Source organism: Haloarcula vallismortis ATCC 29715 (genome assembly GCF_000337775.1).
GTDB classification, from domain to species: Archaea; Halobacteriota; Halobacteria; order Halobacteriales; family Haloarculaceae; genus Haloarcula; species Haloarcula vallismortis.
Genome location: NZ_AOLQ01000069.1, coordinates 299,215 through 322,640, shown reverse-complemented (window position 1 = coordinate 322,640; position 23,426 = coordinate 299,215). Strand labels below are relative to the sequence as shown.

The 23,426-nt window shown below is 62.4% G+C and carries 25 protein-coding genes; 16 read left to right on the top strand and 9 right to left on the bottom strand.

Annotated features, from left to right (window positions below):
- Window positions 1–7: 7 nt before the first annotated feature.
- Both C437_RS18640 and C437_RS18635 read right to left on the bottom strand, forming a co-directional pair.
- Window positions 8–1,366, bottom strand: coding sequence for an NAD(P)/FAD-dependent oxidoreductase (locus tag C437_RS18640; protein ID WP_004518564.1), 1,359 nt, complete (start codon window positions 1,364–1,366; stop codon window positions 8–10).
- Window positions 1,367–1,377: 11 nt separating this feature from the next.
- Complete coding sequence (locus tag C437_RS18635) at window positions 1,378–3,606, bottom strand: sensor histidine kinase (protein ID WP_004518563.1); 2,229 nt, start codon at window positions 3,604–3,606, stop codon at window positions 1,378–1,380.
- 123 nt (window positions 3,607–3,729) lie between these two features.
- Here C437_RS18635 and C437_RS18630 point away from each other — a divergent pair, with 123 nt between their 5' ends.
- Complete coding sequence (locus C437_RS18630; RefSeq protein WP_004518562.1) at window positions 3,730–4,605, top strand: homoserine kinase; 876 nt, start codon at window positions 3,730–3,732, stop codon at window positions 4,603–4,605.
- An 87-nt stretch (window positions 4,606–4,692) separates the two neighbouring features.
- Here the strand turns inward: C437_RS18630 and C437_RS18625 are convergent, their stop codons facing one another.
- Entirely contained in the window at window positions 4,693–5,145 is a 453-nt protein-coding gene (locus tag C437_RS18625) for a peroxiredoxin (protein ID WP_004518561.1), read from the bottom strand.
- 106 nt (window positions 5,146–5,251) lie between these two features.
- On the opposite strand from C437_RS18625, the gene C437_RS18620 reads away from it, so the two are divergent.
- The 8 genes from C437_RS18620 (at window position 5,252) to dnaK (ending at window position 12,181) form a co-directional block, all read left to right on the top strand.
- Window positions 5,252–5,902 (top strand): adenylate kinase, encoded by a 651-nt coding sequence (locus C437_RS18620; RefSeq protein ID WP_004518560.1) that lies wholly within the window; start codon window positions 5,252–5,254, stop codon window positions 5,900–5,902.
- Window positions 5,903–5,989: 87 nt separating this feature from the next.
- Window positions 5,990–6,880 (top strand): DUF106 domain-containing protein, encoded by an 891-nt coding sequence (locus C437_RS18615; RefSeq protein ID WP_004518559.1) that lies wholly within the window; start codon window positions 5,990–5,992, stop codon window positions 6,878–6,880.
- A gap of 45 nt (window positions 6,881–6,925) precedes the next feature.
- The gene (gene cmk, locus C437_RS18610) at window positions 6,926–7,504 is read left to right on the top strand and encodes a (d)CMP kinase (RefSeq protein ID WP_004518558.1); all 579 of its coding nucleotides are present in this window, start codon (window positions 6,926–6,928) and stop codon (window positions 7,502–7,504) included.
- Window positions 7,505–7,508: 4 nt separating this feature from the next.
- Window positions 7,509–8,399: an RNA-guided pseudouridylation complex pseudouridine synthase subunit Cbf5 gene (locus C437_RS18605; protein WP_004518557.1), complete on the top strand. Its 891-nt coding sequence runs from the start codon at window positions 7,509–7,511 to the stop codon at window positions 8,397–8,399.
- 92 nt (window positions 8,400–8,491) lie between these two features.
- Entirely contained in the window at window positions 8,492–9,112 is a 621-nt protein-coding gene (locus C437_RS18600) for a hypothetical protein (protein ID WP_004518556.1), read from the top strand.
- Window positions 9,113–9,157: 45 nt separating this feature from the next.
- Complete coding sequence (locus C437_RS18595) at window positions 9,158–9,349, top strand: DUF1328 family protein (RefSeq protein ID WP_004518555.1); 192 nt, start codon at window positions 9,158–9,160, stop codon at window positions 9,347–9,349.
- Between the two features lie 75 nt (window positions 9,350–9,424).
- Window positions 9,425–10,111, top strand: coding sequence for a nucleotide exchange factor GrpE (gene grpE, locus C437_RS18590; RefSeq protein ID WP_004518554.1), 687 nt, complete (start codon window positions 9,425–9,427; stop codon window positions 10,109–10,111).
- 165 nt (window positions 10,112–10,276) lie between these two features.
- Entirely contained in the window at window positions 10,277–12,181 is a 1,905-nt protein-coding gene (gene dnaK / locus C437_RS18585; RefSeq protein ID WP_004518553.1) for a molecular chaperone DnaK, read from the top strand.
- A 701-nt stretch (window positions 12,182–12,882) separates the two neighbouring features.
- Here dnaK and C437_RS18575 read toward each other — a convergent pair.
- Window positions 12,883–13,692, bottom strand: coding sequence for a TrmB family transcriptional regulator (locus tag C437_RS18575; RefSeq protein ID WP_049919890.1), 810 nt, complete (start codon window positions 13,690–13,692; stop codon window positions 12,883–12,885).
- A 631-nt stretch (window positions 13,693–14,323) separates the two neighbouring features.
- On the opposite strand from C437_RS18575, the gene C437_RS18570 reads away from it, so the two are divergent.
- Window positions 14,324–14,632: a HalOD1 output domain-containing protein gene (locus C437_RS18570; RefSeq protein ID WP_004518550.1), complete on the top strand. Its 309-nt coding sequence runs from the start codon at window positions 14,324–14,326 to the stop codon at window positions 14,630–14,632.
- A gap of 74 nt (window positions 14,633–14,706) precedes the next feature.
- Here the strand turns inward: C437_RS18570 and C437_RS18565 are convergent, their stop codons facing one another.
- Window positions 14,707–15,225, bottom strand: coding sequence for a hypothetical protein (locus C437_RS18565; protein ID WP_004518549.1), 519 nt, complete (start codon window positions 15,223–15,225; stop codon window positions 14,707–14,709).
- Window positions 15,226–15,336: 111 nt separating this feature from the next.
- Between C437_RS18565 and dnaJ the strand changes: the two genes are divergently transcribed.
- Window positions 15,337–16,488 carry a molecular chaperone DnaJ gene (gene dnaJ, locus C437_RS18560; RefSeq protein ID WP_004518548.1) on the top strand — a complete coding sequence of 384 codons (1,152 nt, stop codon included), beginning with the start codon at window positions 15,337–15,339 and terminating at the stop codon, window positions 16,486–16,488.
- Here the strand turns inward: dnaJ and C437_RS18555 are convergent, their stop codons facing one another.
- The gene (locus C437_RS18555; RefSeq protein ID WP_004518547.1) at window positions 16,489–16,794 is read right to left on the bottom strand and encodes a MazG-like family protein; all 306 of its coding nucleotides are present in this window, start codon (window positions 16,792–16,794) and stop codon (window positions 16,489–16,491) included.
- Between the two features lie 79 nt (window positions 16,795–16,873).
- Between C437_RS18555 and C437_RS18550 the strand changes: the two genes are divergently transcribed.
- Window positions 16,874–17,623, top strand: coding sequence for a hypothetical protein (locus tag C437_RS18550; RefSeq protein WP_004518546.1), 750 nt, complete (start codon window positions 16,874–16,876; stop codon window positions 17,621–17,623).
- A gap of 106 nt (window positions 17,624–17,729) precedes the next feature.
- A complete protein-coding gene (locus C437_RS18545) occupies window positions 17,730–17,915 on the top strand; it encodes a DUF7333 family protein (RefSeq protein WP_004518545.1) in 186 nt (61 codons plus the stop codon).
- Window positions 17,916–18,274: 359 nt separating this feature from the next.
- Here the strand turns inward: C437_RS18545 and C437_RS18540 are convergent, their stop codons facing one another.
- On the bottom strand, window positions 18,275–19,030 hold the full coding sequence (locus C437_RS18540; protein WP_004518544.1) for a hypothetical protein: 756 nt from the start codon (window positions 19,028–19,030) through the stop codon (window positions 18,275–18,277).
- A 128-nt stretch (window positions 19,031–19,158) separates the two neighbouring features.
- On the opposite strand from C437_RS18540, the gene C437_RS18535 reads away from it, so the two are divergent.
- A complete protein-coding gene (locus tag C437_RS18535) occupies window positions 19,159–19,815 on the top strand; it encodes a halocyanin domain-containing protein (RefSeq protein ID WP_004518543.1) in 657 nt (218 codons plus the stop codon).
- 15 nt (window positions 19,816–19,830) lie between these two features.
- Here C437_RS18535 and C437_RS18530 read toward each other — a convergent pair whose 3' ends face one another.
- Window positions 19,831–20,361 carry a type II toxin-antitoxin system RatA family toxin gene (locus C437_RS18530; protein WP_004518542.1) on the bottom strand — a complete coding sequence of 177 codons (531 nt, stop codon included), beginning with the start codon at window positions 20,359–20,361 and terminating at the stop codon, window positions 19,831–19,833.
- Between the two features lie 142 nt (window positions 20,362–20,503).
- Between C437_RS18530 and C437_RS18525 the strand changes: the two genes are divergently transcribed.
- Together C437_RS18525 and C437_RS18520 are read left to right on the top strand one after the other, a co-directional pair.
- Entirely contained in the window at window positions 20,504–20,779 is a 276-nt protein-coding gene (locus C437_RS18525; RefSeq protein WP_004518541.1) for a MarR family transcriptional regulator, read from the top strand.
- Between the two features lie 100 nt (window positions 20,780–20,879).
- Window positions 20,880–21,953: a tubulin/FtsZ family protein gene (locus tag C437_RS18520; protein ID WP_004518540.1), complete on the top strand. Its 1,074-nt coding sequence runs from the start codon at window positions 20,880–20,882 to the stop codon at window positions 21,951–21,953.
- Between the two features lie 46 nt (window positions 21,954–21,999).
- Here the strand turns inward: C437_RS18520 and C437_RS18515 are convergent, their stop codons facing one another.
- Window positions 22,000–23,343 carry an alkaline phosphatase family protein gene (locus tag C437_RS18515; protein WP_004518539.1) on the bottom strand — a complete coding sequence of 448 codons (1,344 nt, stop codon included), beginning with the start codon at window positions 23,341–23,343 and terminating at the stop codon, window positions 22,000–22,002.
- Window positions 23,344–23,426 lie beyond the last annotated feature (83 nt).

Sequence of the window (23,426 nt, the reverse complement as noted above, 5' to 3'; positions counted from 1 at the left end):
GACGCGCTCAGCGCTGGGCTTCCGAAAGCGGCGAATCGTCGTCCGTCACCGCTGTCGGTCCGCGTGCGATCCGGTCGGCACACTCAAAGCCCGCGACGATGCCGCCGTTGAGTGAGCGCTCGGGGTACTGTGCACGCGAGGCCATCCCGGCGTAGTAGAGCCCGTCCGCGACGGCGTCGCCGAGGTCGTAGGGGATGACCATGTCGAGATAGCCGCGCTCGTAGACCGGTGCTGTCCGGGGGTTTCGGCCCGTGCGGATCCAGTTGACGGCGTCGCGGTCGAACGCGGGGAAGAGCGATTCGATGCCGTCCAGCCACGTCTCGGCGACTTCGTCGTCGCTCTGTTGCCAGACGGCTTCGGACTCGTCCTGGATGTAGCGGGCGACGTACAACAGGTGCTCACCGCCGTACCGCTCGGGAGAAACGAAGTTCGTGTGTTCGATGAGCGCGCCGAAGGGGGCCTCGTCGGCGATGTTCAGCCAGTAGGTATCCAGCAGCGGCTTGTCCATACTGATGACCGAACACACCGTTCCCTGGAAATCGATGTCGCAGGTGTAGCCGGTCAGCCCCTCTAAGACGTTCGGCATCGTCGCGACGACGACGCTGTCGACCTCGTGGACCGTCGTCTCGGTCCCGTTCGTGGCTGTCAGCGACGAGACTGCCCCGCCGCTCGTATCGATGTCAGAGACGCGCGTGCCCGTCGAAATATTATCTCGGCCAACGGCGTCGACCAGCGCGTCGAGCAACCGGCCGAATCCGCCATCAAAGTAGCCCAGAATCTCGCCGTTCAAGATGTCTCGTTCGCCGCGGAACTTGACTCGACCGAGCAGCCACGCGGCGCTCACGTCGTCTTTCCGGTCGCCGAACTTCGCATCGAGCAGCGGCTCGAAGAAGTTCTCGTAGACGCCTCGCGTGGTGTGTTCGACGACGAACTCCTCGATGGGAACGTCCTCGAAGTCCTCCAGGCGTTCGTAGGTGTCGAACTTTGGGACGCCGCCGCGAACGTCGATATCGAGGACGAGCATCCCCAGCCGGAACGTATCGTACAGCGAGAGATGCGGGTACGAGAGGATTTCCCAGGGCTTGTCCATGGGGTGGACGACGCCGTCGACGTAGTAGGCGTTCTCTCCGATATGCCACTCGACGGCGTCACCGAGGCCCAGTTCCTCGGCGAGGTCGACGATAGTCTCCTCTGATTTCGAGAGGTGATGATAGAACTTCTCGATGGGGTCACCAGCCGTCTCGTAGGTCGCTGCCAGGCCGCCGAGGTCCTCGCTCGCCTCGAAGACACGGACCTCGTGGCCGCGTTGCTGGAGCCGGTACGCTGCCGAGAGGCCGGCGATACCGCCACCGACGACGCCAATCATGCATCGACCTATCAGCGGTTGTGGGATTTAGTTTGCGTTTCGGTCGCCGCCGTCCCGGTGTCAGCAGGCCGGTCGTCTTCGGCCTCGTTGCCTGTCACCGCCTGCTGGAATTCGAGGACAGCGACCGTCCCAGTCGGGTGATTGTCTTCGAACCAGAGCGTTCCGCTGTACAGCTCCATCATGACAGAAACGAAGTAGAGGCCGAAGCCGCCGGCAGTCTGGTCGGGCGAGAGGCCGCGTTCGAACACTGTCGTCTTTAGTTCATCGCTCATCCCGGGGCCGTCGTCGGCGATACGGACCTGTAGCCAGTCGCTCGCCTGCTGGACCGAGATGGATACCTGCGGGGTGTCGGCGTCGTTGTGCTCGACCGCGTTCCGGAGGATACTCAACAGGACCTCTTCGAGCAGTTCGTTCGCCTGCACGCTGTAGTCCCCGTCGAGTTCACAGGAGACCGAGACCGAATCGTACTCGGCCCGGGTCGACTCAATCGAGCGACGGAGTGTGGCGTTGAGGTCGACGGCGTCCAACCGCTCGGCTTCGCTCGCAGTCACCGTGTTGTTGATATCCCGGATCGTTTCGCTCATCTCTGTGAGTGTCCCACACCAGTCGCTGATGCTGTCGAGATGCCGCTGTTTCGACCGCGGTACGGCTTCTCTGATGTGTTCTGCGCGGCCGCGGATGACGACCATCGCGTTGTGCAGCGAGTGTCTGAGGACGCCGTTGAAGAACTCGATCTGCTCGCGGCGTCGTTGGACAGAACTACGGCTCTGGCGGAGCTCGCGCTCGCGTTCGACCTGATCGAGGGCCACCTGTGTCGTCTGTGCGAGAATTGCTGCGTATCGCCTGTCCTCCGTGGCGAGGGTGCTGTCGTGTGACGTGATCGCCATCACGCCGTGGGAGCCAAGCGGCAGCATGAGGGCGTTATCGAGTGGTTCGAGTCCGTCCCGATCCAGTGAGACGGCCTGTATTTCACCCGTCTCGTACGTCTTCCAGAGTTTGCTTTCGGGTTCGTCCGTCGGCGAACCGTACAGCAGTTCTTCATCGACGTTGTTTTCGAGCGACTCGCTGATGACGGCCGGCTTAAGCACGGAATCGTCTTCGAGGAACACGCCCGCCGCGTTCTGGTCGAGGACGGCTGTCGCGAACTCGACGGCCATCTCAGCAACTCCCTCGGCGGTCTCGGCCTCGATGAACTGCTGTGTTGCGGCCTGCAGCGCTTCGAGTCGGTCCTGCCGGCGCTGCTGGCCGGTCACGTCTCTGAGAACAACGAGCCGACCGCGTTCTGTTCCGAACTGGTCGGTGAGGCTCGTCGTCTGTGGGTTGTAGTACGTGAGCGAATCCCCGAACGAGAACACCTCGCCACGCTCAATGTGGTCGATGATTCCCGGGACAAGGTCATCGAGTGACGCTCCGTCTGGGTCCGGATGCTCCAGCGCGCTGGCCGCCGCAGCGTTGTAATCGATGATAACACAGTCGTCGTTGAGAGCGATGACCGGGTCGGGGAGGTTGTCGACGAGGGTATCACCCGATAGCGTCGTCACAGACAGCGGCTCGTCGTTGAATAGCACCCACCCGACGAGCACCGCGTTGAGCGAGAACGCTACCGGCGTAAGGTCGATAGCCGGATGGGGTGTGTAGCCGAAATCATACAGCACAGCGACGAGTATCGGGAGACCGGTTCCGACAATGATCGCCGCGGTCTGTCGCCGATAGACGTTCTGTGACCGGAACAGAAACTCAACGAGGAGTCCGTATCCGAGCAGTAACAGCCCGTAAGTAACAGCGAGAAGAATCCCGAAAGTTTGGCCGCGCTGAATGGTAATCAGCGTCGTTCCGAGTTGAGTGACAGGGACGGCTGTCACCTCGATGAGGTCGTGTGCCTGAGCCGTCAACAGCAGGAGCACGTCCGCGTTCACCACAAGAAACAGCGGCCCGAGCAACGATGGCCGAAGCCACGACTGGCGGCCAGTGTAGACGAGCGCGAAGACGATCCAGAGCCCGATGACCTGCATAGCGGCGGTTCGCGACAGCAGGTACACTGTCTTGACAGCGGCGGGGTCCGAAACGACTATCTGCCATATCGAGATAGCACACCAGCAGCCCCCAGCGGCCGCGAGCCAGCCGTACTGGCGAGCGCCGGGGACATCCTGGTTTCGGGCGGCGACAACGGCGATTGCGAAGCCAATGAGCGCCCCACCCGCGTTCCCGAGGATGGCGACCGTTGCGATGCCGACATCCATATCGGTATCTACTCCAACGTCAGGTTTGGCTGTCTTATGCCTTTGGGCCGCGTTCTCAGTACTGCAAAACGGCCACAGTGTCGGTTCGCTACCTTTTTGCCTACACTGCTGAAATTCCCGGGCATGCTGACAGTCCGGGCGCCGGCTACCAGTGCGAACCTCGGGAGCGGCTTCGACGTGTTCGGTGTCGCACTGGAGCGTCCGGCCGACGTCGTCCGTCTGGAGAAAGCCGACCGGGTCACCATCGAGATGACCGGCGCTGGCAGCCAGTACATCCCAGAAGACCCCGAGAAAAACACCGTCGGCGCGGTCGCTGACGCGCTCGATGCACCAGCACGCATTCAGATAGACAAGGGCGTCCGCCCCGCATCGGGGCTTGGTTCTTCCGCGGCCAGCGCCGCCGCAGCGGCCGTCGGGCTGAACGAACTGTACGACCGCGGCTACTCTCGCGAGGAGCTGGTCCCTATCGCAGCCAAGGGCGAGGCCGTCGTCTCCGGGGACGCCCACGACGACAACGTCGCCCCCTCGATCATGGGCGGGTTCACCATCGCGACCGACAAGGGCGTCACGCAGGTCGACGCCGACATCCCCCTCGTCGCCTGTCTCCCTGACATCGTGGTTTCGACGCGGGACGCGCGCAACGTCGTCCCGGAGACCGCCCGCGTCGACCAGATGGTAGAGACGGTCGGAAACGCCGCAGCGCTGACGACGGGGATGCACCGCGACGACCCCGAACTCGTCGGCCGGGGGATGCACGACACTGTCGTGACACCGGCCCGTGCGAAACTCATCGACGGCTACGAACAGGTTCGTGAAGCTGCCCTGGCGGCCGGTGCGACCGGCGTCACCATCTCGGGGGCCGGCCCGACCGTCATCGCCGCGTGTGCTGAGAAAGACCGTCGAAAGATTGCGAGTACGATGCTCGACGCCTTCGGCGAGCGCGGCGTCGACGCTCGCGTCTACCAGACGCGTATCGGCGGCGGTGCGGAAGTGTTCTAAGCGGGGTACCGACGCCGCTGTTTCCGTCGTGTGTCGCGGCGTGCCAATCCACTCGGAATCGCGGCGTGACAGTCTACTCGGATCCAGCTATCCACCCTGGACGTACTCGTTGCGAACGTCACGCAGCACTTCCTCGGCGTGACCCTCGGGGTCCGAGAGATCCGGGTCGTAGACGGACTTCACTTCGCCGTCGGCCAGCACGAACGTCCGGCGGGCCGTCCGGCCGCCGCTCGTGTCTAGGCCGAACGCTTCGGCCACGGTCCCGTCAGGGTCTGCCAGCAGGTCGTACAGCAGGCCTTCTTCCTCTGCAAACTCCTCGTGGGTCGCCACATCGTCCATCGAGACGCCGTAGACGGCGATGCCGCCTTCGCGGAACTGCGGGAGGTGTTCCTGAAAGTCACGCGCTTCGATGGTGCAACCGCCGGTGAAATCTTCGGGATAGAAGTACACGACCGTCGGTTCCTCGAAGTCGAGCGAGACGGGTTCGCCGAACTGATTCTGTGCGCTGATGTCGGGCGCGGGCGCTCCGGGTTCGAGCATTACGCTCGGATATGCTCGGCAGGCCTACACACCTTTGGGTGGCGGCAGTGCGTCCCGACGGCAGGATTTGGACAACCATTTAACCGACCCCTCAGAAACCCTGCCTATGTCGAATCCGCGAATCCTGATTCTCGGGCCGCCGGGAGCCGGCAAAGGAACTCAGAGCGCCAACCTCGCCGAGGAATACGGCGTCGAACACGTCACCACCGGTGACGCGCTCCGGGCGAACAAGGACATGGACATCAGCGACATGGACACCGAATACGACACGCCCCGTGAGTACATGGAAGCGGGTGACCTCGTGCCGGACGCGGTCGTCAACGCCATCGTCGACGAGGCGCTGTCCCAGGCCGACGGGTTCGTCCTCGACGGCTATCCGCGCAACCTCGAACAGGCCGAGGAACTGGAAGGGATGACCGACCTTGACGTGGTCCTCTCGCTTTCCGTCTCCCGCGAGGAGCTGGTCGACCGGCTCACGGGCCGCCGCGTCTGTGACGACTGTGGCACGAACTACCACGTCGAGTTCAACCAGCCCGAAGAGGACGGTGTCTGTGACGAATGCGGCGGCGAACTCATCCAGCGTGACGACGACAACGAGGAGTCCGTCCGCAACCGACTGGACGTGTTCGACGACAACACCGCGCCAGTCATCGACCACTACGAGGACCACGATGGCTTCGTCGCCGTCGATGGTGAGCAGACGCCCGACGAGGTCTGGAGCGAGATTCAGGACGCTGTTGACGCACAGACGGCCTGAAACCCGACGGAACCACCGTTTGGGGCCGATACCGTCGAGACAGTCAGAGTAAAACGTTGATATGCCGTCGCAACTCAAACACACACAATGGCACGTACCGCGCCGAAGGTAGAACGACTCGCCGAAGACGGCGAGGCAATGACTGACGCGCTCTCGACGGTGCTCGCTGCGGCCGAAGAGAACGGGACCGTCACCTGGAGTGACGTGAGCGACGACCTCACGAGCGGCGAGTGGGGCCGGCTCATCGAGTCCGGCCTGCTCATCGACGCCGATGGCGAGGGGTTCGTCATCGACGACCCCGACGGCGTTCGTGAGGCGCTCGAAGAGTCGGATGCCGCCCCGAGTGACGATGACGAGGACAGCGGCTGGTCAAAGTGGGACAAGCTTGCCGGGCTCGCGACGCTCGGCCTGTTTGCCGGCTACTCGATGACCTCGGTCCGCGACGTTATTGCGGGCGATTTCATCGACATCTTCCTCGGGCCGCTCAACGACATGCTGCCGTTCTACGCCGTTATCCTGGTGCTTGCGATTATCACCGGGACCACCTCGACGATTCTGCAGGACAACCTCATGGACATGTCGGGGATGGGTGACCACCAAGAGAAGATGGAGGACCTGAAAGAGCGCCGCAAGGCCGCGAAAGAACGCGACGACCAGGAGGCGCTGGACCGCCTCGAAGAGGAACAGATGGAGCTGATGACCGACCAGATGGGGATGTTCAAACAGCAGTTCCGCCCGATGGTGTGGATCATGCTGGTCAACATCCCGCTGTTCCTCTGGCTCTACTGGATTGTCTTTGGCGCCGGCGTCGACGCGAGTCCGGTGATTACGCTCCCCATCTTCGGTGAGGTTGAGGCATGGAGCAACAGCGTCGCCGGCCCGGTCCAGGCGTGGATTGTCTGGTACTTCCTCTGTTCGCTCTCCTTCACCCAGATCATCCGGAAGGCGCTCAACGTCGAGACGACGCCGACTGGGTAGGCGCGAAGAGACAGCCCTTTCTATCGGGGCCTCCCGAACACCTCTATGTTGATTACCGTCTCCGGCCCGGCCGGCAGCGGCAAGAGTACGCTTGCCAAGAGCCTGGCCGACGCCCTGAACTACGAGCACGTCAGCGGCGGCGATATCTTCCGCTCGCTGGCTGAGGAACGCGGGATGACACCGCTGGAGCTGAACAAGGCCGCCGAGGAGGACGACCAGATAGACCGCGACCTCGACCGCCGGCTCCGAGACATCGCCGCCGAGCGCGACGATCTCGTGCTGGAATCCCGTCTCGCCGGCTGGATGGCGGGCGAGTACGCCGACATGAAACTGTGGCTGACCGCGCCCCTAGATGTGCGCGCCGACCGCATCGCGACGCGGGAGAACAAGCCCTTCGAGCAGGCCAAAACCGAGACGCGGGAGCGCGGCGAGAGCGAGGCCCAGCGCTACAGCGACTACTACGACATCAACTTCGACGACCTCTCTATCTACGACCTGTCGGTCAACACCGCCCGCTGGGACCCGCAGGGCGTCCTGAGCGTGACGTTACACGCCGTCGAGTCGTACAGCCCTGACGGCGACGAGGGGCAAGCGCCGGTCGAGAACATCCGGTACGAGTTCTGAGCCGATGACGCTTCGTGCCCCGCCCAACGAACGGGCCCCGGATTCGCTTCGCTCTTTCGGCGTCGTCAACCTCGATAAGCCGCCGGGCCCGTCGGCCCATCAGGTCGCGGCCTGGATTCGGGACGCCACCGGACAGGACCGGGTCGCCCACGGCGGGACGCTTGACCCGAAGGTGACCGGCTGTCTGCCCGTGTTGCTCGGCGACGCCGCCCGGATGGCACAGGTGTTCGACGACGCCGTCAAGGAGTACGTCACCGTGCTGGAACTCCATGATCAGGCCCCGGCCGATATCGCGGATATCGTCGCCGAGTTCGAGACCGAGGTCTACCAGAAGCCGCCCCGAAAGAGTGCGGTGAAGCGCCAGCTACGCGCGCGGCGGATTCACTCGCTGGACATCCTCGAACAGGGCGAGCGTCGATTGCTCCTGCGAGTACAGTGCGCGTCGGGCACGTACATCCGGAAGCTGTGTCACGATATCGGATTGGCGGCGGGGACCGGCGCGCACATGGGTGACCTCCGACGGACGGCGACCGGTACCTTCGACGACGCGTCGCTGTCGACGATGCACGACCTCGTGGATGCGCTCGCGTTCGCCGACGAGGGGGACGAATCACAACTGCGCGAGATCATCCAGCCGGCCGAGCGCGCGCTGGTCCACCTGCCGCGGGTCAGGATTGCCCCGAGTGCGGCCCGCGAAGTCGCCGAGGGCGCACCGGTGTACGCGCCGGGCGTCATCGGGGCCGGGCCGGCCGAGACGGGCGACGCGACACCCGAACAGGGTTCGCAAGTGGTCTGTGTCACACCGGACGGCGCTGCGGTCTGTCTGGGGACGCTCGTCGGCGACCCGGACGCCGATGACGGCCTTGTTGTCGAAATCAATCGCGTGCTGGTATAACTCGTCGTTCTGGTGTCAGCGTCAGTCGTCCCGGGTCGAGCATGCACACACGTCGCAGGAAAAACTAACAACGTCTGCAACATACTGCGAGCATGGACCGATGGGTCGACCCCGACGAGGCTGACCCAGCGCAGTGGCGTGGGACAGGGCCGTACGACGACCTGCGCCGGGGCGCTGAGACGGTCTCGGTGCTCGAACGCGCCCTCCGGACGCCGTTGCCGTATCAGCACGAGGTCGACATCCACCACGACGACGGCGTCGCTGACCAGTTCCAGTCCAGTGAGTACGACCACGCCCGTGTCATTTACAACAGCGGCGTGGACACCGACCGACGGATAAAGCTCCTTACCCGCGGGGTGCTGTGGGGTGGCGGCGAGACACACCAGCGGTTTCAGGCGCAGTACCGCCGACCACCGCCGCCGACTGAAACTGTTCCGTTCGGGGAGTACACCGTGTGGAGCCGATATCAGTACGGGACAATCGAACGAAGCGATGACGGCCTGACGTTCACCGAGAGCGATGAAACCCCCGATGAATCGCTCCGAGAACTCGACTGGGAGACCCTCTTCGACCCAGTTCAGGAGCGGCTTGCGGAACTGGAGCTGGTACGGAACCCCACCTTCAGCAAGTACCGGCTCGAAGAACTTGGCGAGTGGGAGACCTACCGCGTGAGGTTCCAGTACGACCCCGACGCGTTCGCTGTCGGCCCCTGATTAGTGGCTGTATAATAAACCGAGGAGACGGCGTTGTACACTGTCATGACGCACCTACTGACCGCGGTTCCGCTCCAAGCCGGTGGCGGGTTCCTCGAACTGGCGCTGCTGTTTCTCGTCCTCGCCGTCGTCGCCGGGCTCGCTGGCCTGGGTGGTATCGCGGGGCTTAGCATGCGAATCGCAAAGATACTGGTTGTCGTGTTCCTCGTTCTGATGGTCGTTAGCTTCCTCCTGTGACGCCGGCGTCGGTGGGCAGCGTCACCGCCAGCCCGTTTCTGAATCCTTTTATCCACGTGACGACTTCTATCGGGTATGACCGAGCAGGACGCAGCCGACGACACGGCCGCGACGGAGGAGTCGACCGCGAGCGAGGCGCAAGCGGACGGCGATGTCGACGCGGATCTTGAGGATGTCCCCGAAGACATCAACGCAGACGAGGTTGACCTGGGCGAGTTCGATGTCGACGACGATCTGGTCGACCGGGTCGCCGAGTCGGATGCCGAAGACATCGCTCGGGAGCTCTCTGCACTGCGAGCGCGCGTGGACAGCCTCGAATCGCAGGTCGAGCAACAGGACGGCGAGATAGCGGAACTGGAAGAGAAGCTCAAACGCAAGCAAGCAGAGTTCCAGAACTACAAGAAGCGGATGGACAAGCGGCGGGAGCAGGAACAGAAGCGTGCCACCGAAGACCTCGTAACGCGCCTGCTCGACGTTCGGGACAATCTGGAGCGCGCGCTCGAACAGGACGAGGACAGCGATATCAGAGGCGGGGTCGAATCCACGCTCCGCCAGCTTGACGACGTGCTCGATGCCGAGAATGTCGAGGTTATCGACCCCGAGCCCGGCGGAGACGTCGACCCGACACAGCATCAGGTGCTTGCCCGCGTCGACAGCGACCAGCCGGACGGGGCAATCGCTGATGTGCACCGGCCGGGCTACGAGATGGCCGACAAAGTGTTGCGCGAAGCACAGGTCACGGTCAGCGAGAGCGAGGAGTAGCGGGCGATATCGACGGTATAGCGGTCGTATAGCGGTACATTAAATAATCACCGGTCAGAGGAGACTATCGAGTATAAAACCGCCCGGAGGAAGGCCCTTTGTCCGTTTTTCCAATCAGTGCATCTAGCAACTTTTAACCGGCCCAATCCGCTATGAGCGGGTAAGATGGCGAGCAACAAGATTCTGGGTATCGACCTTGGGACCACGAACAGCGCGTTCGCGGTCATGGAAGGTGGCGACCCTGAAATCATTGTCAACGGCGAAGGCGAGCGGACAACACCGTCCGTCGTCGCATTCGACGACGGCGAGCGGCTCGTTGGGAAACCGGCGAAGAACCAGGCGGTAAAGAACCCCGACGAGACGATCCAGTCGATCAAGCGCCACATGGGCGAAGACGATTACACGGTCGAACTGGACGGGGAGGAGTACACGCCGGAGCAGGTCTCGGCGATGATTCTCCAGAAGATCAAACACGACGCCGAAGAGTATCTCGGCGACGAAATCGAGAAGGCTGTCATTACCGTTCCAGCGTACTTCAACGACCGACAGCGTCAGGCGACCAAGGACGCCGGCGAAATCGCCGGCTTCGAGGTCGAGCGTATCGTCAACGAGCCGACGGCGGCCGCGATGGCCTACGGCCTCGACGACGAGTCAGACCAGACCGTCCTCGTGTACGACCTCGGGGGCGGAACCTTCGACGTGTCCATCCTCGACCTGGGCGGGGGCGTCTACGAAGTCGTCGCGACCAACGGGGACAACGACCTCGGTGGCGACGACTGGGACCACGCTATCATCGACTACCTCGCCGACGAGTTCGAGGCCGAACACGGTATCGATCTCCGTGACGACCGGCAGGCCCTCCAGCGGCTGACCGAGGCCGCCGAGGAAGCCAAGATCGAACTCTCCTCGCGTAAGGAGACCCGCATCAACCTCCCGTTCATCGCGACCACGGACGACGGGCCGCTGGACCTCGAACAGAAGATCACGCGTGCGAAGTTCGAGTCCCTGACCGAGGATCTCATCGAGCGCACCGTCGGTCCGACGGAGCAGGCACTTGCTGACGCCGACTACACCAAGAGCGACATCGACGAGGTCATTCTCGTCGGTGGCTCGACGCGGATGCCACAGGTGCAGGACCAGGTCGAGGAGATGACCGGCCAGGAGCCGAAGAAGAACGTCAACCCCGATGAGGCTGTCGCGCTGGGCGCGGCCATCCAGGCCGGTGTCCTCTCGGGCGATGTGGATGACATCGTTCTGCTCGACGTGACACCGCTGTCCCTCGGTGTCGAAGTCAAAGGTGGCCTGTTCGAGCGCCTCATCGACAAGAACACCACCATCCCGACCGAGGAGTCGAAGATCTTCACGACTGCACAGGACAACCAGACGCAGGTCCAGATCCGCGTCTTCCAGGGCGAACGCGAGATCGCCGAGGAGAACGAACTGCTCGGCGCGTTCGCGCTCTCGGGCATCCCGCCGGCCCCCGCGGGCACGCCTCAGATTGAAGTGTCGTTCAACATCGACGAGAACGGCATCGTCAACGTCGAAGCCGAGGACAAGGGGTCGGGCAACAAGGAGGACATCACCATCGAAGGCGGTGCTGGCCTCTCCGACGAGCAGATCGAAGAGATGCAGCAGGAGGCCGAACAGCACGCCGAGGAGGACGAGCAGCGCCGCGAGCGCATCGAAGCCCGTAACGAGGCCGAGGCGTCCGTCCGCCGTGCCGAGACGCTTCTCGACGAGAACGAGGAGGAGATCGACGACGACCTCCGGTCCGATATCGAGGCCAAGATCGAGGACGTCGAGGAAGTCCTCGAAGACGAGGACGCCACGAAGGAAGACTACGAGGCGGTTACCGAGACCCTGAGTGAGGAGCTACAGGAGATCGGCAAGCAGATGTATCAGGAGCAGGCCCAGCAGGCCGCCGGCGGCGCTGCGGGCGCTGGTCCGGGTGGCGCAGCCGGCCCCGGCGGGGCTGCCGGTCCCGGCGGCGCAGCAGGCGGCGCGGCCGAGCAGGGAGAGGAGTACGTCGACGCTGACTTCGAAGACGTCGACGAAGACGACGAAGAATAGGGCGTCTCTATCAGCCCGTCAGACGTGGTCTAACGGCGTGAAAAAAGCGAGTGGGCGCTAATTTCTTATTCGCTCGGAGTACTGAAACCGAGTGAACACGTCTACGGGGTACTATCGGATTTGTGAAGCAGTTGGACTGGGTTAGAAGAGTTACCGATGAGATTCAGTGGCAGAATACTATCACTCTGCGGTGGCAGTAACGGGTAGTGCCGCCACCGTAGGTCCACCGTTTCACACCGATATTCGGGCCATCTGTGGGCGTAGCTCCGGATTAGTCACTCTGATAATCAAAACTGTTAGAGTGGTTAAAATAGTGCATACCTATCAGGTAGTCAGACATACACCCGTACAATGAACAACCAGAACCAGATGCAGCCACAGCGTCTGCGTACTCAACTCAACGCGGTGCGACATGAAGACCGCCGCCGGATACTATTCGCGTTACGTGACGTAGAGCGGTGGCGGCCATCCGTTTCGGCGTTCGATGACGAGCGGACGCCAGTTGGAGAGCCGCCGATCCCGGCGGACCTCTATCACTGCCAGCTCCCGAAACTGGCAGATGGGGCTCATCGAATGGGATCGGGAGACTCACTGGGTAACACGCGGTTCGGAGTACGAGCGGATCCGGCCGCTACTTGCGTTCCTCGCCGAGCGGTACACCGAGTGAGAGAACCGGTGAGAATTCCGAGCCGCGTTGCTCGCTAATCCTGTTCTAGCGGTGTCATTTCCATGACGCCCTGAGAGAGAAGCCGTCGTGCGATAACGATGAGTCCGTTTCTGAGTCCGGTCGCGAAGATGGCCTGTTCGTCGCTGGTCTGCGGGTCGATTGAGCTGACGAGCAGCGTCGACCGGTCGACGAGCAGGAGTCGTCCGACAGCAGCGTCCTCCGCAGGAGTCAGTTCACCGTGGAGCCACCCCAGCTCCGACAGAAACGCGGTGGCGCGTGGGATTTGCTGTTCCACGCGGTCACGAATCGAGGCGGACCCGCTCCCGACGATGAGTTCGATGTCCGGGTCGAGCGAATTGAGTTCCTCGATCAGCGACTCTGAGAGGACCGCTTCAGTGCCGATGACGAGCACTACTTCGTCGGTCGCGTCCTCGATGATCGCCGCAGCCCGGTTCTCGATGGCATCGGACCCGGAAAGCGACCAGACTTCCTGTAGCTCGGCCTCTTCGTCTTCCGACTCGATGCTCCCCATCTCGCGCAGTGTAGACTGGAGGCGCTCGACGCGGTCCTCGTACTGAGTGCGAAGCGTTTCGGTGGCCTCAGAGAGCGGGACAGCCCGGAACTGCTGTGGGCTCGAGTGTTGTACCTCGACCAGCCCCTTCGCTTCGAGGATCCGGACGGCATCGTAGACGCGGGTCCTCGGAACCTCCGTCACCTCGCTCAGCCCCTTTGCTGTACCGCTGGTCATCCGAGAAAGTCCGACAAAACATTTTGCCTCATACTCTTTCAATCCCAGCTCCTGCAGTAAACTGACCGCCTCTTCGTGTGTTGCATCAGATGTCATGTGTCCCAACCTTCATCTCGGTCAAATCCGAGGATATAGAGAGATGACACTCACAGGTAAAAGACGTTGTTACTGTAACACTGCTGGCTCTTGTCTCGGTGATCGTTGGCCGACAGACGGTCCATAGCGTGTTGTGACGGAACAAGCTTCTAGCCGCTGTAATCGTCGACTTATGGCTATATTGTTTCGGCAATACATTTTTGTTTTACTCAATTAATCACACAACTGTTATACATGGGTGCTGAGTATGAGTAAGTGGCACGCAGCACTCTATGTGTCCCAACCACATCTGCTGCGTGCTACTTTCAAGATGCCGGTCCGACAGACCCAGAGCGACGCGTTCAGAGCGTGATGCTGCCGAAGCGGGTCGCTGGCAGATCACCCACAGCAGTCATTTCGCTGCCCGTATTTCGACCGTGACTTCACCGTTCGGCAGAAACGGTGTACCTGAAAAATCACGTTCATCGGATAGCTATCGTATCAGTCCACGGTTATAAGCCGGAACTGGCATTGCGTAGTCACAGACACGTCGCCGTTATTTATTCGATATCGGCTAGCCGTTTTGTACATCATATTTCCAACTAATAAATTGACAGTAGAATTAAGATGATAGATGGATATATTTCTAGTAATGAGTGGGTCCGATAGGCGGCCCGACCGGACATCCGACGACCCGGACACTCTCCACGCGGAGTTCGACTGGGACGTCGTCTCACCGTCAGTAGCGGTGGTACAGATGGTTGCAACCGCGGCTGACCGGGAGGCCACAGAGCTATCCCCACTCATCGAAACACTCGATCCAGACGCGCTTGACGAACTATTCAGCCATTCATCAGGCCCGGACAGTGCCGTCTCGCTCTCGTTTCAGCTGGGGCGGTACGCGGTGACTGTGACCGGGGCCGGGGACGTGTATGTCCGCACCCAGCCCGTCCGTTCGTGACTACTCGTAGGACAGAAGCATCGCCACCGATGGCCGGAGGCGCTGCCCGGCCGACTCACTGTGAGACGTATCAATCAGCCAGTCTCGTTACCGAGCGTTACCGTGCCAAGCGTCGTCGTCCGCTCGCCCGGCGCACCGAGTGGGCGGCCGGTCCAGCGAACCGCAACGGTATCACCGCTGTCGAGGAAGAAACCGACTGAGACATCGCCGTCAAGATAGTTCCCGTCACCGTCGGAATCCACGCGTGGATCGTCAACAACGACTGTATCGCCGGGCGCAACGGGCAACTGGTCCGCCCCGGCCCACGTCAGCGTGGTCGACCGGTTCCGGTCGGCGTCGGTGACGACGAGTCTTAGCGCGCGCGTGTTAGTGTCTGTGAGCCGGTCCCCGCCGGTGTGGGTGAGCGTGACCGCCCCCGCATCAGCGTCGAACTGGCCGTCGATGGTGACCGATGGGGACGCCGTCCGCAAGTCCGCGCCGGGCCCGGCGACGAGTGCGACCAGTCCGGCAACAGCCAGCGCCGCGAGTCCCCAGACGACGACCCGCTCGACAGTGACGAGACCCCGGCGACCACACGACGACTCAGGACTCATTGCCCAAATCCTCCCCCGGCACGAAAATAAGCGCCCCGGTACGGGCCGAACACAACTAGTCGGCAACCCGTTCTTTTGAAGTAGCTCAATCGTCTAAGCCTTGTACAACGAATGAGTCAGGATTTCTACGAGATACTGGGTGTCTCTCGGGACGCCTCCGAAGACGAGATTAAGGAGGCCTATCGGGAGAAAGCCCGGGAATACCACCCGGACGTGAGCGACGACCCCGACGCCGAGGAGAAGTTCAAGCAGGCCAAGAAGGCCAAGGAGGTCCTCACCGACGAGGAGAAGCGCCAGATGTACGACCAGATGGGCCACGAGCGCTTCGAGCAGGCCGAAAAACGTGGCGGCGCTGGCGGCGGCGGCCGCGGTGGGATGGGCGGAGACCCCTTTGGCGGCGGCGCTGGCGGCTTCGATATGCAGGATATCTTCGACCAGTTCTTCGGTGGTGGCGGTCGCGGCGGCCGCGGTGGCAGCCGTCGGCGACAGGGTCAGGACCTCCAGACGCGACTGGAGATCGACCTCGAAGAGGCCTACAACGGCGCGACGAAGCAACTGAACGTCACCCGGCCGGAAGCCTGCGACGACTGCGACGGAGCCGGGCATCCGCCGGGGGCCGACTCAGAGACCTGTCCTGAGTGTAACGGCCAGGGCCAGACGACGCAGGTCCAGCAGACGCCGATGGGACGGGTCCAGCAGACGACGACCTGCCGCCGGTGTGACGGCGAGGGGACGCTGTACGACGAGACGTGCTCGACCTGCCGGGGTAACGGCGTCGTCCAGAACGACGCGAGCCTCGAAATCGAGGTTCCGGCCGGCATCGCCAACGGGCAGACCCTCCGGATGGGACGCGAGGGCGCACCCGGCGAGAACGGCGGCCCGAACGGCGACCTGCTCATCGAGGTGAGCGTCCGCGACCACCCGGACTTCGAGCGCGACGGCGACGACCTGCAACACCAGCAGGCCATCTCGTTCCCGCAGGCGGTGTTCGGTGACACCATCACCGTTCCGACGCTGGACGGCGAAGTCGAAGTCGACGTGCCCAGCGGGACCCAGAGCGGCGAAGTGTTCCGACTGGAGGGCAAAGGAATGCCGCGACTCCAGCGTCGGGGCCATGGCGACCTCTACGTGCAGGTGCAGGTCGTCACGCCCGACAGCCTCAACACCGAGCAGAAGGAGGCCCTCGAACAGTTCGCTGAGGCCGGCGGCGAGGAGGTCGACGTCGAGGAAGGCTTCTTCGAGAAGCTGAAGAACTCACTGTAATCAGTCGCCGCTCGTTGGCGTCCCGCTTGTGCCTGACCGTCCTTCGTATTTCGCCAGCGCCGTCGAGAGTGCGGCGTCGGCGTCGACATCAAGTTGTTCACACAGCGCAAGCAACGCAAACAGCGCATCGCCGAGTTCGTCTTCCCGTACCGATAGCGCCGTCGAATCGGTGCCGTATCCGGTCGTCTCGTTGATTTCGGCGGCGATGTCGCCGAGTTCAGTCACTACGTCAAGCAACCGGTAGGCGGGCGGTGTGTCGATGTCGCTGTGCCTGAGTATGTCGGCAACTTGTTGTTGTCGTTTCATTTCTAGGGTGTGGGGAGAGCCACTTACATCGGCTTTGTGGCCGCGCTGTTTTTTTATCGGTGGGGCCGAACGACGACGTATGCAGGTACTCGGTGACCTCGTCGCGCAGGCGCGCGACCGTGACGACGTTCTCTTTCGCTCGCCGGAGCGGTCGACACCGTACAGTTACTCCGACTTCGCCACGAACGCCTGGAAAGGCGGGAATCTGCTGCGGCACTACGGCGTTCGGCACGGGACGCGGGTCGCTGTCGTCGTCGGGCCGAAAGAGCCGACCGATGAGGACCAGCCGGGCTACCTCCGGGATGCACCGGACGCGCTGCTTGCCTTCCTCGCGGCCGCGCTCGACGGCGCAATCGTCGACATGGACCCACCGAAGGCGGTTGACGCAACGGCGCTCGTCGCGCCAGCGGCGTGGCTCGACCGCTACACGCAGGGACCGGGAACCAAGGGGCTGGCCTACGGCGGCCCGGTCGATGACCCGACTATCGCCCAGTTCGAGCGGGAGCTGTGGAGCGAGAACCCGCTGCAGCCGCCGGGCGAAGTTGCGCCCGAGGACGACGTACTGACGGCCGACAGAACGTACACACACGGCGAACTCATGGCTGAGAGCGGCCGTGTCGTCGCCGACTACGACATCGACGCGGAGACGACCCTCGCGCTCCGGGCACCGATGACCACAGCGGGAGCGGTCGTCGCCGGACTGCTCGCACCGATGCGGGCCGGCGCGACCGTGGTGTTCGGCGGCGACGAGGCGGCGGATATCGCCGTCGCTGACGGGGACACGCCGGAAGAAACGGTCGTTCAGCCGGCCGACGCGACGCCGTCGTAACAGTCTGTCACGCGGGCGCTATCGGTTTCCCACCAGCATCGGTCAGTCAATTGTCCGGGAGATTTGCTTTCTTAAAGAATTTAATTGTCCAGCTACAACCTAGGGTATGGATTTTGACTTCGTGCCCGCGGTGGCTCCACTGGTTGTCATCGTCGCCGTCGCGACGGTTGGACTCACATCCGTAATGACGCTCTCGACAGTCTTGATGATGGTTCTACCCTCGATGATCGTATTTTCCGTCGTTGCGTTCTTCCTCGGGATGAAACACGGCGAATTCCGCGCCAGTCCGTAGCGGTCCACCTCGGTTTGTCAGGCTGTAAGATTGTCCTGTCTGGTTCTGGGTTCAGAGGCCGAGCCACCCGGCCGTACCGCACTCTTCACACTCAATTTTGACCGAACCGTGTTCGTTCCTCGGTCCGCGAATAATCTCCCGGGAATCACAGTCCGGGCAGCACAGCCACTCGTAGATAGAGGTCGTATCTGAGTTAGGCATCGAATACCTATATGCAGCGGATGGGTAAGGTTCCACTCCCCTGATAGTTTGGCTGCTGTAAACTGTATTTTTCAGCGGTCGGGACACGAATGGGGTGCCGTCTTCGTGATAGTCGAGAACAGCAAAGCGCCAGAGTCGAGGTCCCCCGCAGGTTTATTTTACCGTCGCTCAGTCGGGCGGACGAAGTCCGCGAGCGTCACCAGCACGCCGAGTACCCATCCAAGCGGGATGGAGATTCCGAGCCAGATGATGACGTAGGCGATGCCTTCCCGGTCGAAGTTCTCGATGAAGAACTCCGCGACGCCGACGGTAGCCAGCACCTCATAGAGGAACCACCGGGACAGTGAATCGCTCGCGGGAATGACGACCGAAGCGACAGTCGTCGAGTACAGCGCTGCGACGACCGGCGGCAGGAATATCGCCGTCATTGCGAACGGGTATGCCAGCACGACAGTTGTCACGCGACCGCCGACACGCCGGAACGTGACAGCCAGTGCGGCCGACAGTGTCGCAACGCCGCCAGCGACAGCGACGGCGGTGAACCCGCCCGACACGAGGTTGATGCTCCCCGGTTCAAACCGGGCGAGGGCCGCTAGACCGCCCCAGGCGAGGACAGAAAGGAGAACGACGCCAACAATGCCCAGGCGGGTCACCGTGCCGTCGATGCGGCGGGTCTGATACCGCAGGACGACACCACACAGCACCAGCGGATACACCAGCGCGATGACTGGGACCCCAAGCGCAGACCAGAGGCGGTAGAGGGCCATCCCGACCGCCGAGTCTGGCGTCCACGTCCCGAGTACGGTGTCGTTGGCGTTGCGCTGGCGTGGATACACGAGTTCCATCCACGTTTCGTGTAATCTGTTGAGGTCGATACGGATCCCGCCGACGACCCCGTGGCTTCCGGTAGACATACCGGTGGTTTCGTTCTACCGGCGTTAAATGTTTCACGGCACCCGTGACTGTTGTGTGAACGCTCCGAGGCGTATCGCCGCGATTCGAAACCGACATATTCAGGACGGGGAGTCCCAAACGGTCAGGTATGACAGACGGTAGAGCGGACGTGTCCCGTCGGGGCTTCCTGCGGACGGCGGCAGGGGCCACGGCTGCGTCGGCCGCTGCAGGCACCGCGACCGCACAGGAAGACGGTGAATCGGGCGGGGGCAAGCCGGATTTTGGTGGGTTCCTCGACCAAGTCGGAAACTACGATGGCTCGGTCGCCGATGCGACCGGACAGGACACGGCGACAGTGGAGGTCGGCGTGGAGGCAAACGGCGGAGCCTTTGGCTTCGGCCCGCCCGCGATTCACGTCGACAACGGCGCAACTGTCCAGTTCGAGTGGACCGGCGAAGGCGGCGGCCACAACGTCGTCTCTGACGGCGACGGACCGCTGGACTCGGGGAGTGCAGTCTCAGAGGCCGGCGTTAATTACGAGCACACCTTCGAGGAGGACGGCATCTATCCCTACGTCTGCGTGCCACACGAGGGGCTCGGAATGAAAGGGGCCGTCGTCGTCGGAACGGACTACCCGACACAGTCCTCTGGTGACGGCGGCGGTGGCGGCGGAAGCTCCGGTCCGCCAGCAGTGCCAAACAGCGCGAAAACGCTCGGCGTCGCAACCTCGTTCGTGATGGTCGCGACGCTCGGACTCGCGTACTTCTTCATCCGGTACGGCGGCGACTACGAGACGCCCGAGTAACGCTCTGTCACCGCGTTACACCGAATCCGGGCCAGCGTGAATTTCCAGATCGACATCCCGCTCCTGCCCTTCGAGGTCCTCGACGACGCGTTCGACGATTTTGGTCGCCTCCTTGCGGATGAGTGGCTTGACTTTCTCGATAACCCAGTCCATCGAAACGAGTCGGGGGAGGTCGATGGCACTGCTCGAGGCCGACCCAGGGTCGAACGCGACGTGAAACCGCACCCGTGACGCCGACTGTACGTCCGCCGGAACGCCGTCCGGATCAGGCTCGACCGCCCAGTGCCCTTCTGCGTCGATGTCTTTGACGATTCGCCAGTCGATTCGCGTCGGGGGAGAGACGTCAGTCACCTCCGAGCGCGCGGTGTAAGAGAGCTTCCACCACGAAAACACGAGGTCGTAGTTCGTCCCCGGCGAGCCGTCGCCGTCCTGTACCACTCGGTCGAGATACTCCGAGTATTGTGCGTAGCCCGGGAAGTCAAGCAGAAACTCATAGACCTCTTCGGGTGGGACATACACGACTGTGCTGACCTCAACTTCGTCCACGTCTGTGACACCGGATGTACTGCAGGTAAACTTTCGGGCATAGTGCTGGGTCCGCGCCCGAGATTTTTGCCGTAACATTTCTGCAGGGCATAATTCTGAACAGAAAATATTATCACTCTGTATTGGATACAGTAATAATACCATGAGTGCATCCGATACCCAGTCCGCTGATACCGACAGCGAGTATGAGAATGGGGGATGGGAGGCTGTCCGTGAGCTCCCGCCGAGCGCGAAACTCGTCGCGAAAGTCTTGGAATACAACGAAACCCTGACTCAGAGCCAGCTCGCCGAGGAGACGCTCCTGCCGCCACGGACAGTTCGGTACGCCCTCTCCCGTCTCGAAGATATCGGCGTCATCGAGTCCCGGTTTTCCTTCGCCGACGCTCGCAAACGGATCTACACGCTTCAGGTAGAGTAACCACATCCCGTATTCCGGATTGAGAGCCGTTTTACTCCTCCTTGTCGCCAGTTCAGGCGTGAGGACAACGTTGATTAGTCAGCCTCACAAGACATTTGGTATGAAAGTCGTCCTGATTGGTGTCGGGCAGGCTGGCGGGAAAGTAACCCAGTCGCTTGCCCAGTTCGATTACGACATGGGGTTCGATGCTGTTCGGGGTGCCCTTGCCGTTAATACGGCACGAGCTGACCTCCAGAATCTCGATATAGATACGGCCCTCATCGGCCAGGACCGCGTGAAAGGTCACGGTGTCGGCGGTGACAACGAGCTCGGGGCACAGATTATGCAGGAGAATGCCACCGAAGTGCTCGACGAACTCGACGGTCGCATCACGACCGAGGCCGAGGCTATCGTTGTCGTCGCCGGACTCGGCGGTGGCACCGGCTCTGGTGGCGCACCGATGCTCGCCCGCGAACTCAAGCGCATCTACGAGAAGCCAGTGTACGTCCTCGGCATCCTCCCCGGCCGAGACGAGGGCGGCCTCTACCAGGCCAACGCCGGTCGGTCCCTCAAGACTGCTGCCCGCGAGGCGGACTCCCTCCTGCTCGTCGACAACGACGCCTGGCGGGGCAGCGGCGACAGCGTCGCCGCCGGCTTCGAACGCGTCAACGACGCCATCTCACAGCGCGTCGGCCTGCTGTTTGCCTCCGGTGAGGCGGTCGAGGGGGTCGGCGAGAGCGTCGTCGACTCCTCGGAAATAATCAACACGCTCAGGGGCGGCGGAATCGCCTCTATCGGTTACGCCAGCGCCGAGGCCAGCGAAGACGCCGGCGAGAACGTCAACACCATCACCAGCGTTACCCGGAACGCCCTCCTTACGAGTATGAGCCTGCCAAACGCGGTCAAGGCCGACTCGGCCCTTCTCGTCGTCGCGGGCGACCCCGAACGCCTCTCGCGGAAGGGTATCGAACGAGCGCGCCGCTGGGTGGAAGACCAGACCGGGAGTATGGAGGTCCGAGGCGGAGACTTCCCGCTCGGCTCCGATAAAGTCGCGTCGCTCGTCGTTCTTTCGGGCGTCGAGCGGTCCGAACGGGTCAACGAGTTCATGGACCGTGCCAAAGAAGCAGCGAACTCACAGGGCGCAACGGCCGATCCAGACGAGTTCACGAACGACGAACTGGACGGCCTGTTTTAACCGCTGTTTTCGGCTCAGAAAACGAACCGCTACCACGGTAGCGGCCTCAAGCGAGGCTGCTGCCGTCGAACTTCGCGCGGTCGAAGTCGTGGTCGAGCAGGTCGAGAATGGTCGGTGCGATGTCGTAGAGATCGGCGTCTTCGATGCGAACGTCCGGGTCGTCGACCAGCAGCGTCGCGTTGTCGAAGCTGTGCATGCCGTTTCGCGGCCCGACGCCAAACACGTCCTCGGAGCCCTTGAATCCGGCCTTCAGGTCGAAGCCGTGGTTCGGGACGACAGTGAGGTCCGGCGCGATGTCGTCGTGGTCGCCGCGGAAGGCCTTTTCCTTGGTCACGACACGGTCAGCGACCTTCTTGCCGTCCGGGCCTTCGAGCGATTCGAGTTTCTCTTTGAGGTCCGCACGGACGGAGTCGTACTCGGATTCGGGAACGCTGCCGTTCGGTTCCCGGCCCTCTAGGTTGATGTAGAACCGTCCGGGGATGAGCGAGTAGGCCTTCGTGTCCTCGCTGATATCACCGAGTTCAGAGTGGTCGTCAGTCCCGTAGTCGAGCCACCCCTCCTGCTTGAGCCACTCGTTGAAGTGGACCTCGTAGTCAAGCGAGGTGAAGCCGTGGTCCGAGGCGACGACCATCGTCACGTCGTCGGGGAGTCGGTCGCGCAGGTCGCCGAGATAGGCGTCGACCTGCTTGTAGAACTCGAAGAAGGCGTCCTGATTCTCGCCGTCGCGCTCGTAGTCTTTGAACAGGAAGTGGTTGACCCGGTCCGTGGTCATGAACACGCCGAAAAACAGGTCCCAGTCGTCCTGTTCGACGTAGTGCTTGAAGCTCTCGTAGCGCTTTTCGAGCGTCTTGTGCGCGTCTTCGACGAAGTCGCTCTTGTCGTCGTCGTGGCCGAGTTTGGCGTTGACATCGATCCGGTAGTCGCTATCCTGAAGATGGTCCCGGAGTTCGTCCGGGTAGGCGGCCTTGTCCACGCCGGGTGACAGGAAGCCCGACACCATCCGCTGGACGTTCCGCTGTGGCGGGAAGGTGACTGGCACGTTCAGGACTGTCGCGTTGCGGCCATCGTCAGTGACACGGTCCCAGAGGCGCGTCGCCTGCACATCACGGCCCATCGGGACATAGGTGTCGTAGGAGCCGACCTCGCGGTCCTGAAAGCCGTACACGCCGGTCTGGCCGGGGTTGACGCCAGTCGTGAGCGCCGGCCAGCAGGCGCTAGACTCAGGGGGGACAATGCTGTCGATGGGGCCGGCGCTTCCGTCCGACGCCATCTCCGTGAGGTTCGGGAACACGTCAGGGTGTTCGTCGATGAGGCTGAACGGTACGCCGTCAATGCCGAAGAAGGCAACACGCGGTGCGTCGTCGCCCTTCAATCGGTCGAATAATCCCATACGACCCGTTAGTCAGGTCAGGAACAAGAAACTTCTTTTCGGAGCCGCGTCACCGAAAGCGGCAATATCATCGCCATAGCCCA

Coding starts and splice junctions, on each gene's coding strand:
- dnaJ (WP_004518548.1), top strand. CDS start 15,337: ATGAGTCAGGATTTCTACGAGATACTGGGTGTCTCTCGGGACGCCTCC.
- C437_RS18635 (WP_004518563.1), bottom strand. CDS start 3,606: ATGGATGTCGGCATCGCAACGGTCGCCATCCTCGGGAACGCGGGTGGG.
- C437_RS18605 (WP_004518557.1), top strand. CDS start 7,509: ATGACGCTTCGTGCCCCGCCCAACGAACGGGCCCCGGATTCGCTTCGC.
- C437_RS18600 (WP_004518556.1), top strand. CDS start 8,492: ATGGACCGATGGGTCGACCCCGACGAGGCTGACCCAGCGCAGTGGCGT.
- C437_RS18595 (WP_004518555.1), top strand. CDS start 9,158: ATGACGCACCTACTGACCGCGGTTCCGCTCCAAGCCGGTGGCGGGTTC.
- C437_RS18640 (WP_004518564.1), bottom strand. CDS start 1,366: ATGATTGGCGTCGTCGGTGGCGGTATCGCCGGCCTCTCGGCAGCGTAC.
- C437_RS18565 (WP_004518549.1), bottom strand. CDS start 15,225: ATGAGTCCTGAGTCGTCGTGTGGTCGCCGGGGTCTCGTCACTGTCGAG.
- C437_RS18550 (WP_004518546.1), top strand. CDS start 16,874: ATGCAGGTACTCGGTGACCTCGTCGCGCAGGCGCGCGACCGTGACGAC.
- C437_RS18525 (WP_004518541.1), top strand. CDS start 20,504: ATGAGTGCATCCGATACCCAGTCCGCTGATACCGACAGCGAGTATGAG.
- cmk (WP_004518558.1), top strand. CDS start 6,926: ATGTTGATTACCGTCTCCGGCCCGGCCGGCAGCGGCAAGAGTACGCTT.
- C437_RS18540 (WP_004518544.1), bottom strand. CDS start 19,030: ATGTCTACCGGAAGCCACGGGGTCGTCGGCGGGATCCGTATCGACCTC.
- C437_RS18615 (WP_004518559.1), top strand. CDS start 5,990: ATGGCACGTACCGCGCCGAAGGTAGAACGACTCGCCGAAGACGGCGAG.
- dnaK (WP_004518553.1), top strand. CDS start 10,277: ATGGCGAGCAACAAGATTCTGGGTATCGACCTTGGGACCACGAACAGC.
- C437_RS18625 (WP_004518561.1), bottom strand. CDS start 5,145: ATGCTCGAACCCGGAGCGCCCGCGCCCGACATCAGCGCACAGAATCAG.
- C437_RS18570 (WP_004518550.1), top strand. CDS start 14,324: ATGAGTGGGTCCGATAGGCGGCCCGACCGGACATCCGACGACCCGGAC.
- C437_RS18545 (WP_004518545.1), top strand. CDS start 17,730: ATGGATTTTGACTTCGTGCCCGCGGTGGCTCCACTGGTTGTCATCGTC.
- C437_RS18520 (WP_004518540.1), top strand. CDS start 20,880: ATGAAAGTCGTCCTGATTGGTGTCGGGCAGGCTGGCGGGAAAGTAACC.
- C437_RS18555 (WP_004518547.1), bottom strand. CDS start 16,794: ATGAAACGACAACAACAAGTTGCCGACATACTCAGGCACAGCGACATC.
- C437_RS18575 (WP_049919890.1), bottom strand. CDS start 13,692: ATGACATCTGATGCAACACACGAAGAGGCGGTCAGTTTACTGCAGGAG.
- C437_RS18620 (WP_004518560.1), top strand. CDS start 5,252: ATGTCGAATCCGCGAATCCTGATTCTCGGGCCGCCGGGAGCCGGCAAA.
- C437_RS18630 (WP_004518562.1), top strand. CDS start 3,730: ATGCTGACAGTCCGGGCGCCGGCTACCAGTGCGAACCTCGGGAGCGGC.
- grpE (WP_004518554.1), top strand. CDS start 9,425: ATGACCGAGCAGGACGCAGCCGACGACACGGCCGCGACGGAGGAGTCG.
- C437_RS18535 (WP_004518543.1), top strand. CDS start 19,159: ATGACAGACGGTAGAGCGGACGTGTCCCGTCGGGGCTTCCTGCGGACG.
- C437_RS18515 (WP_004518539.1), bottom strand. CDS start 23,343: ATGGGATTATTCGACCGATTGAAGGGCGACGACGCACCGCGTGTTGCC.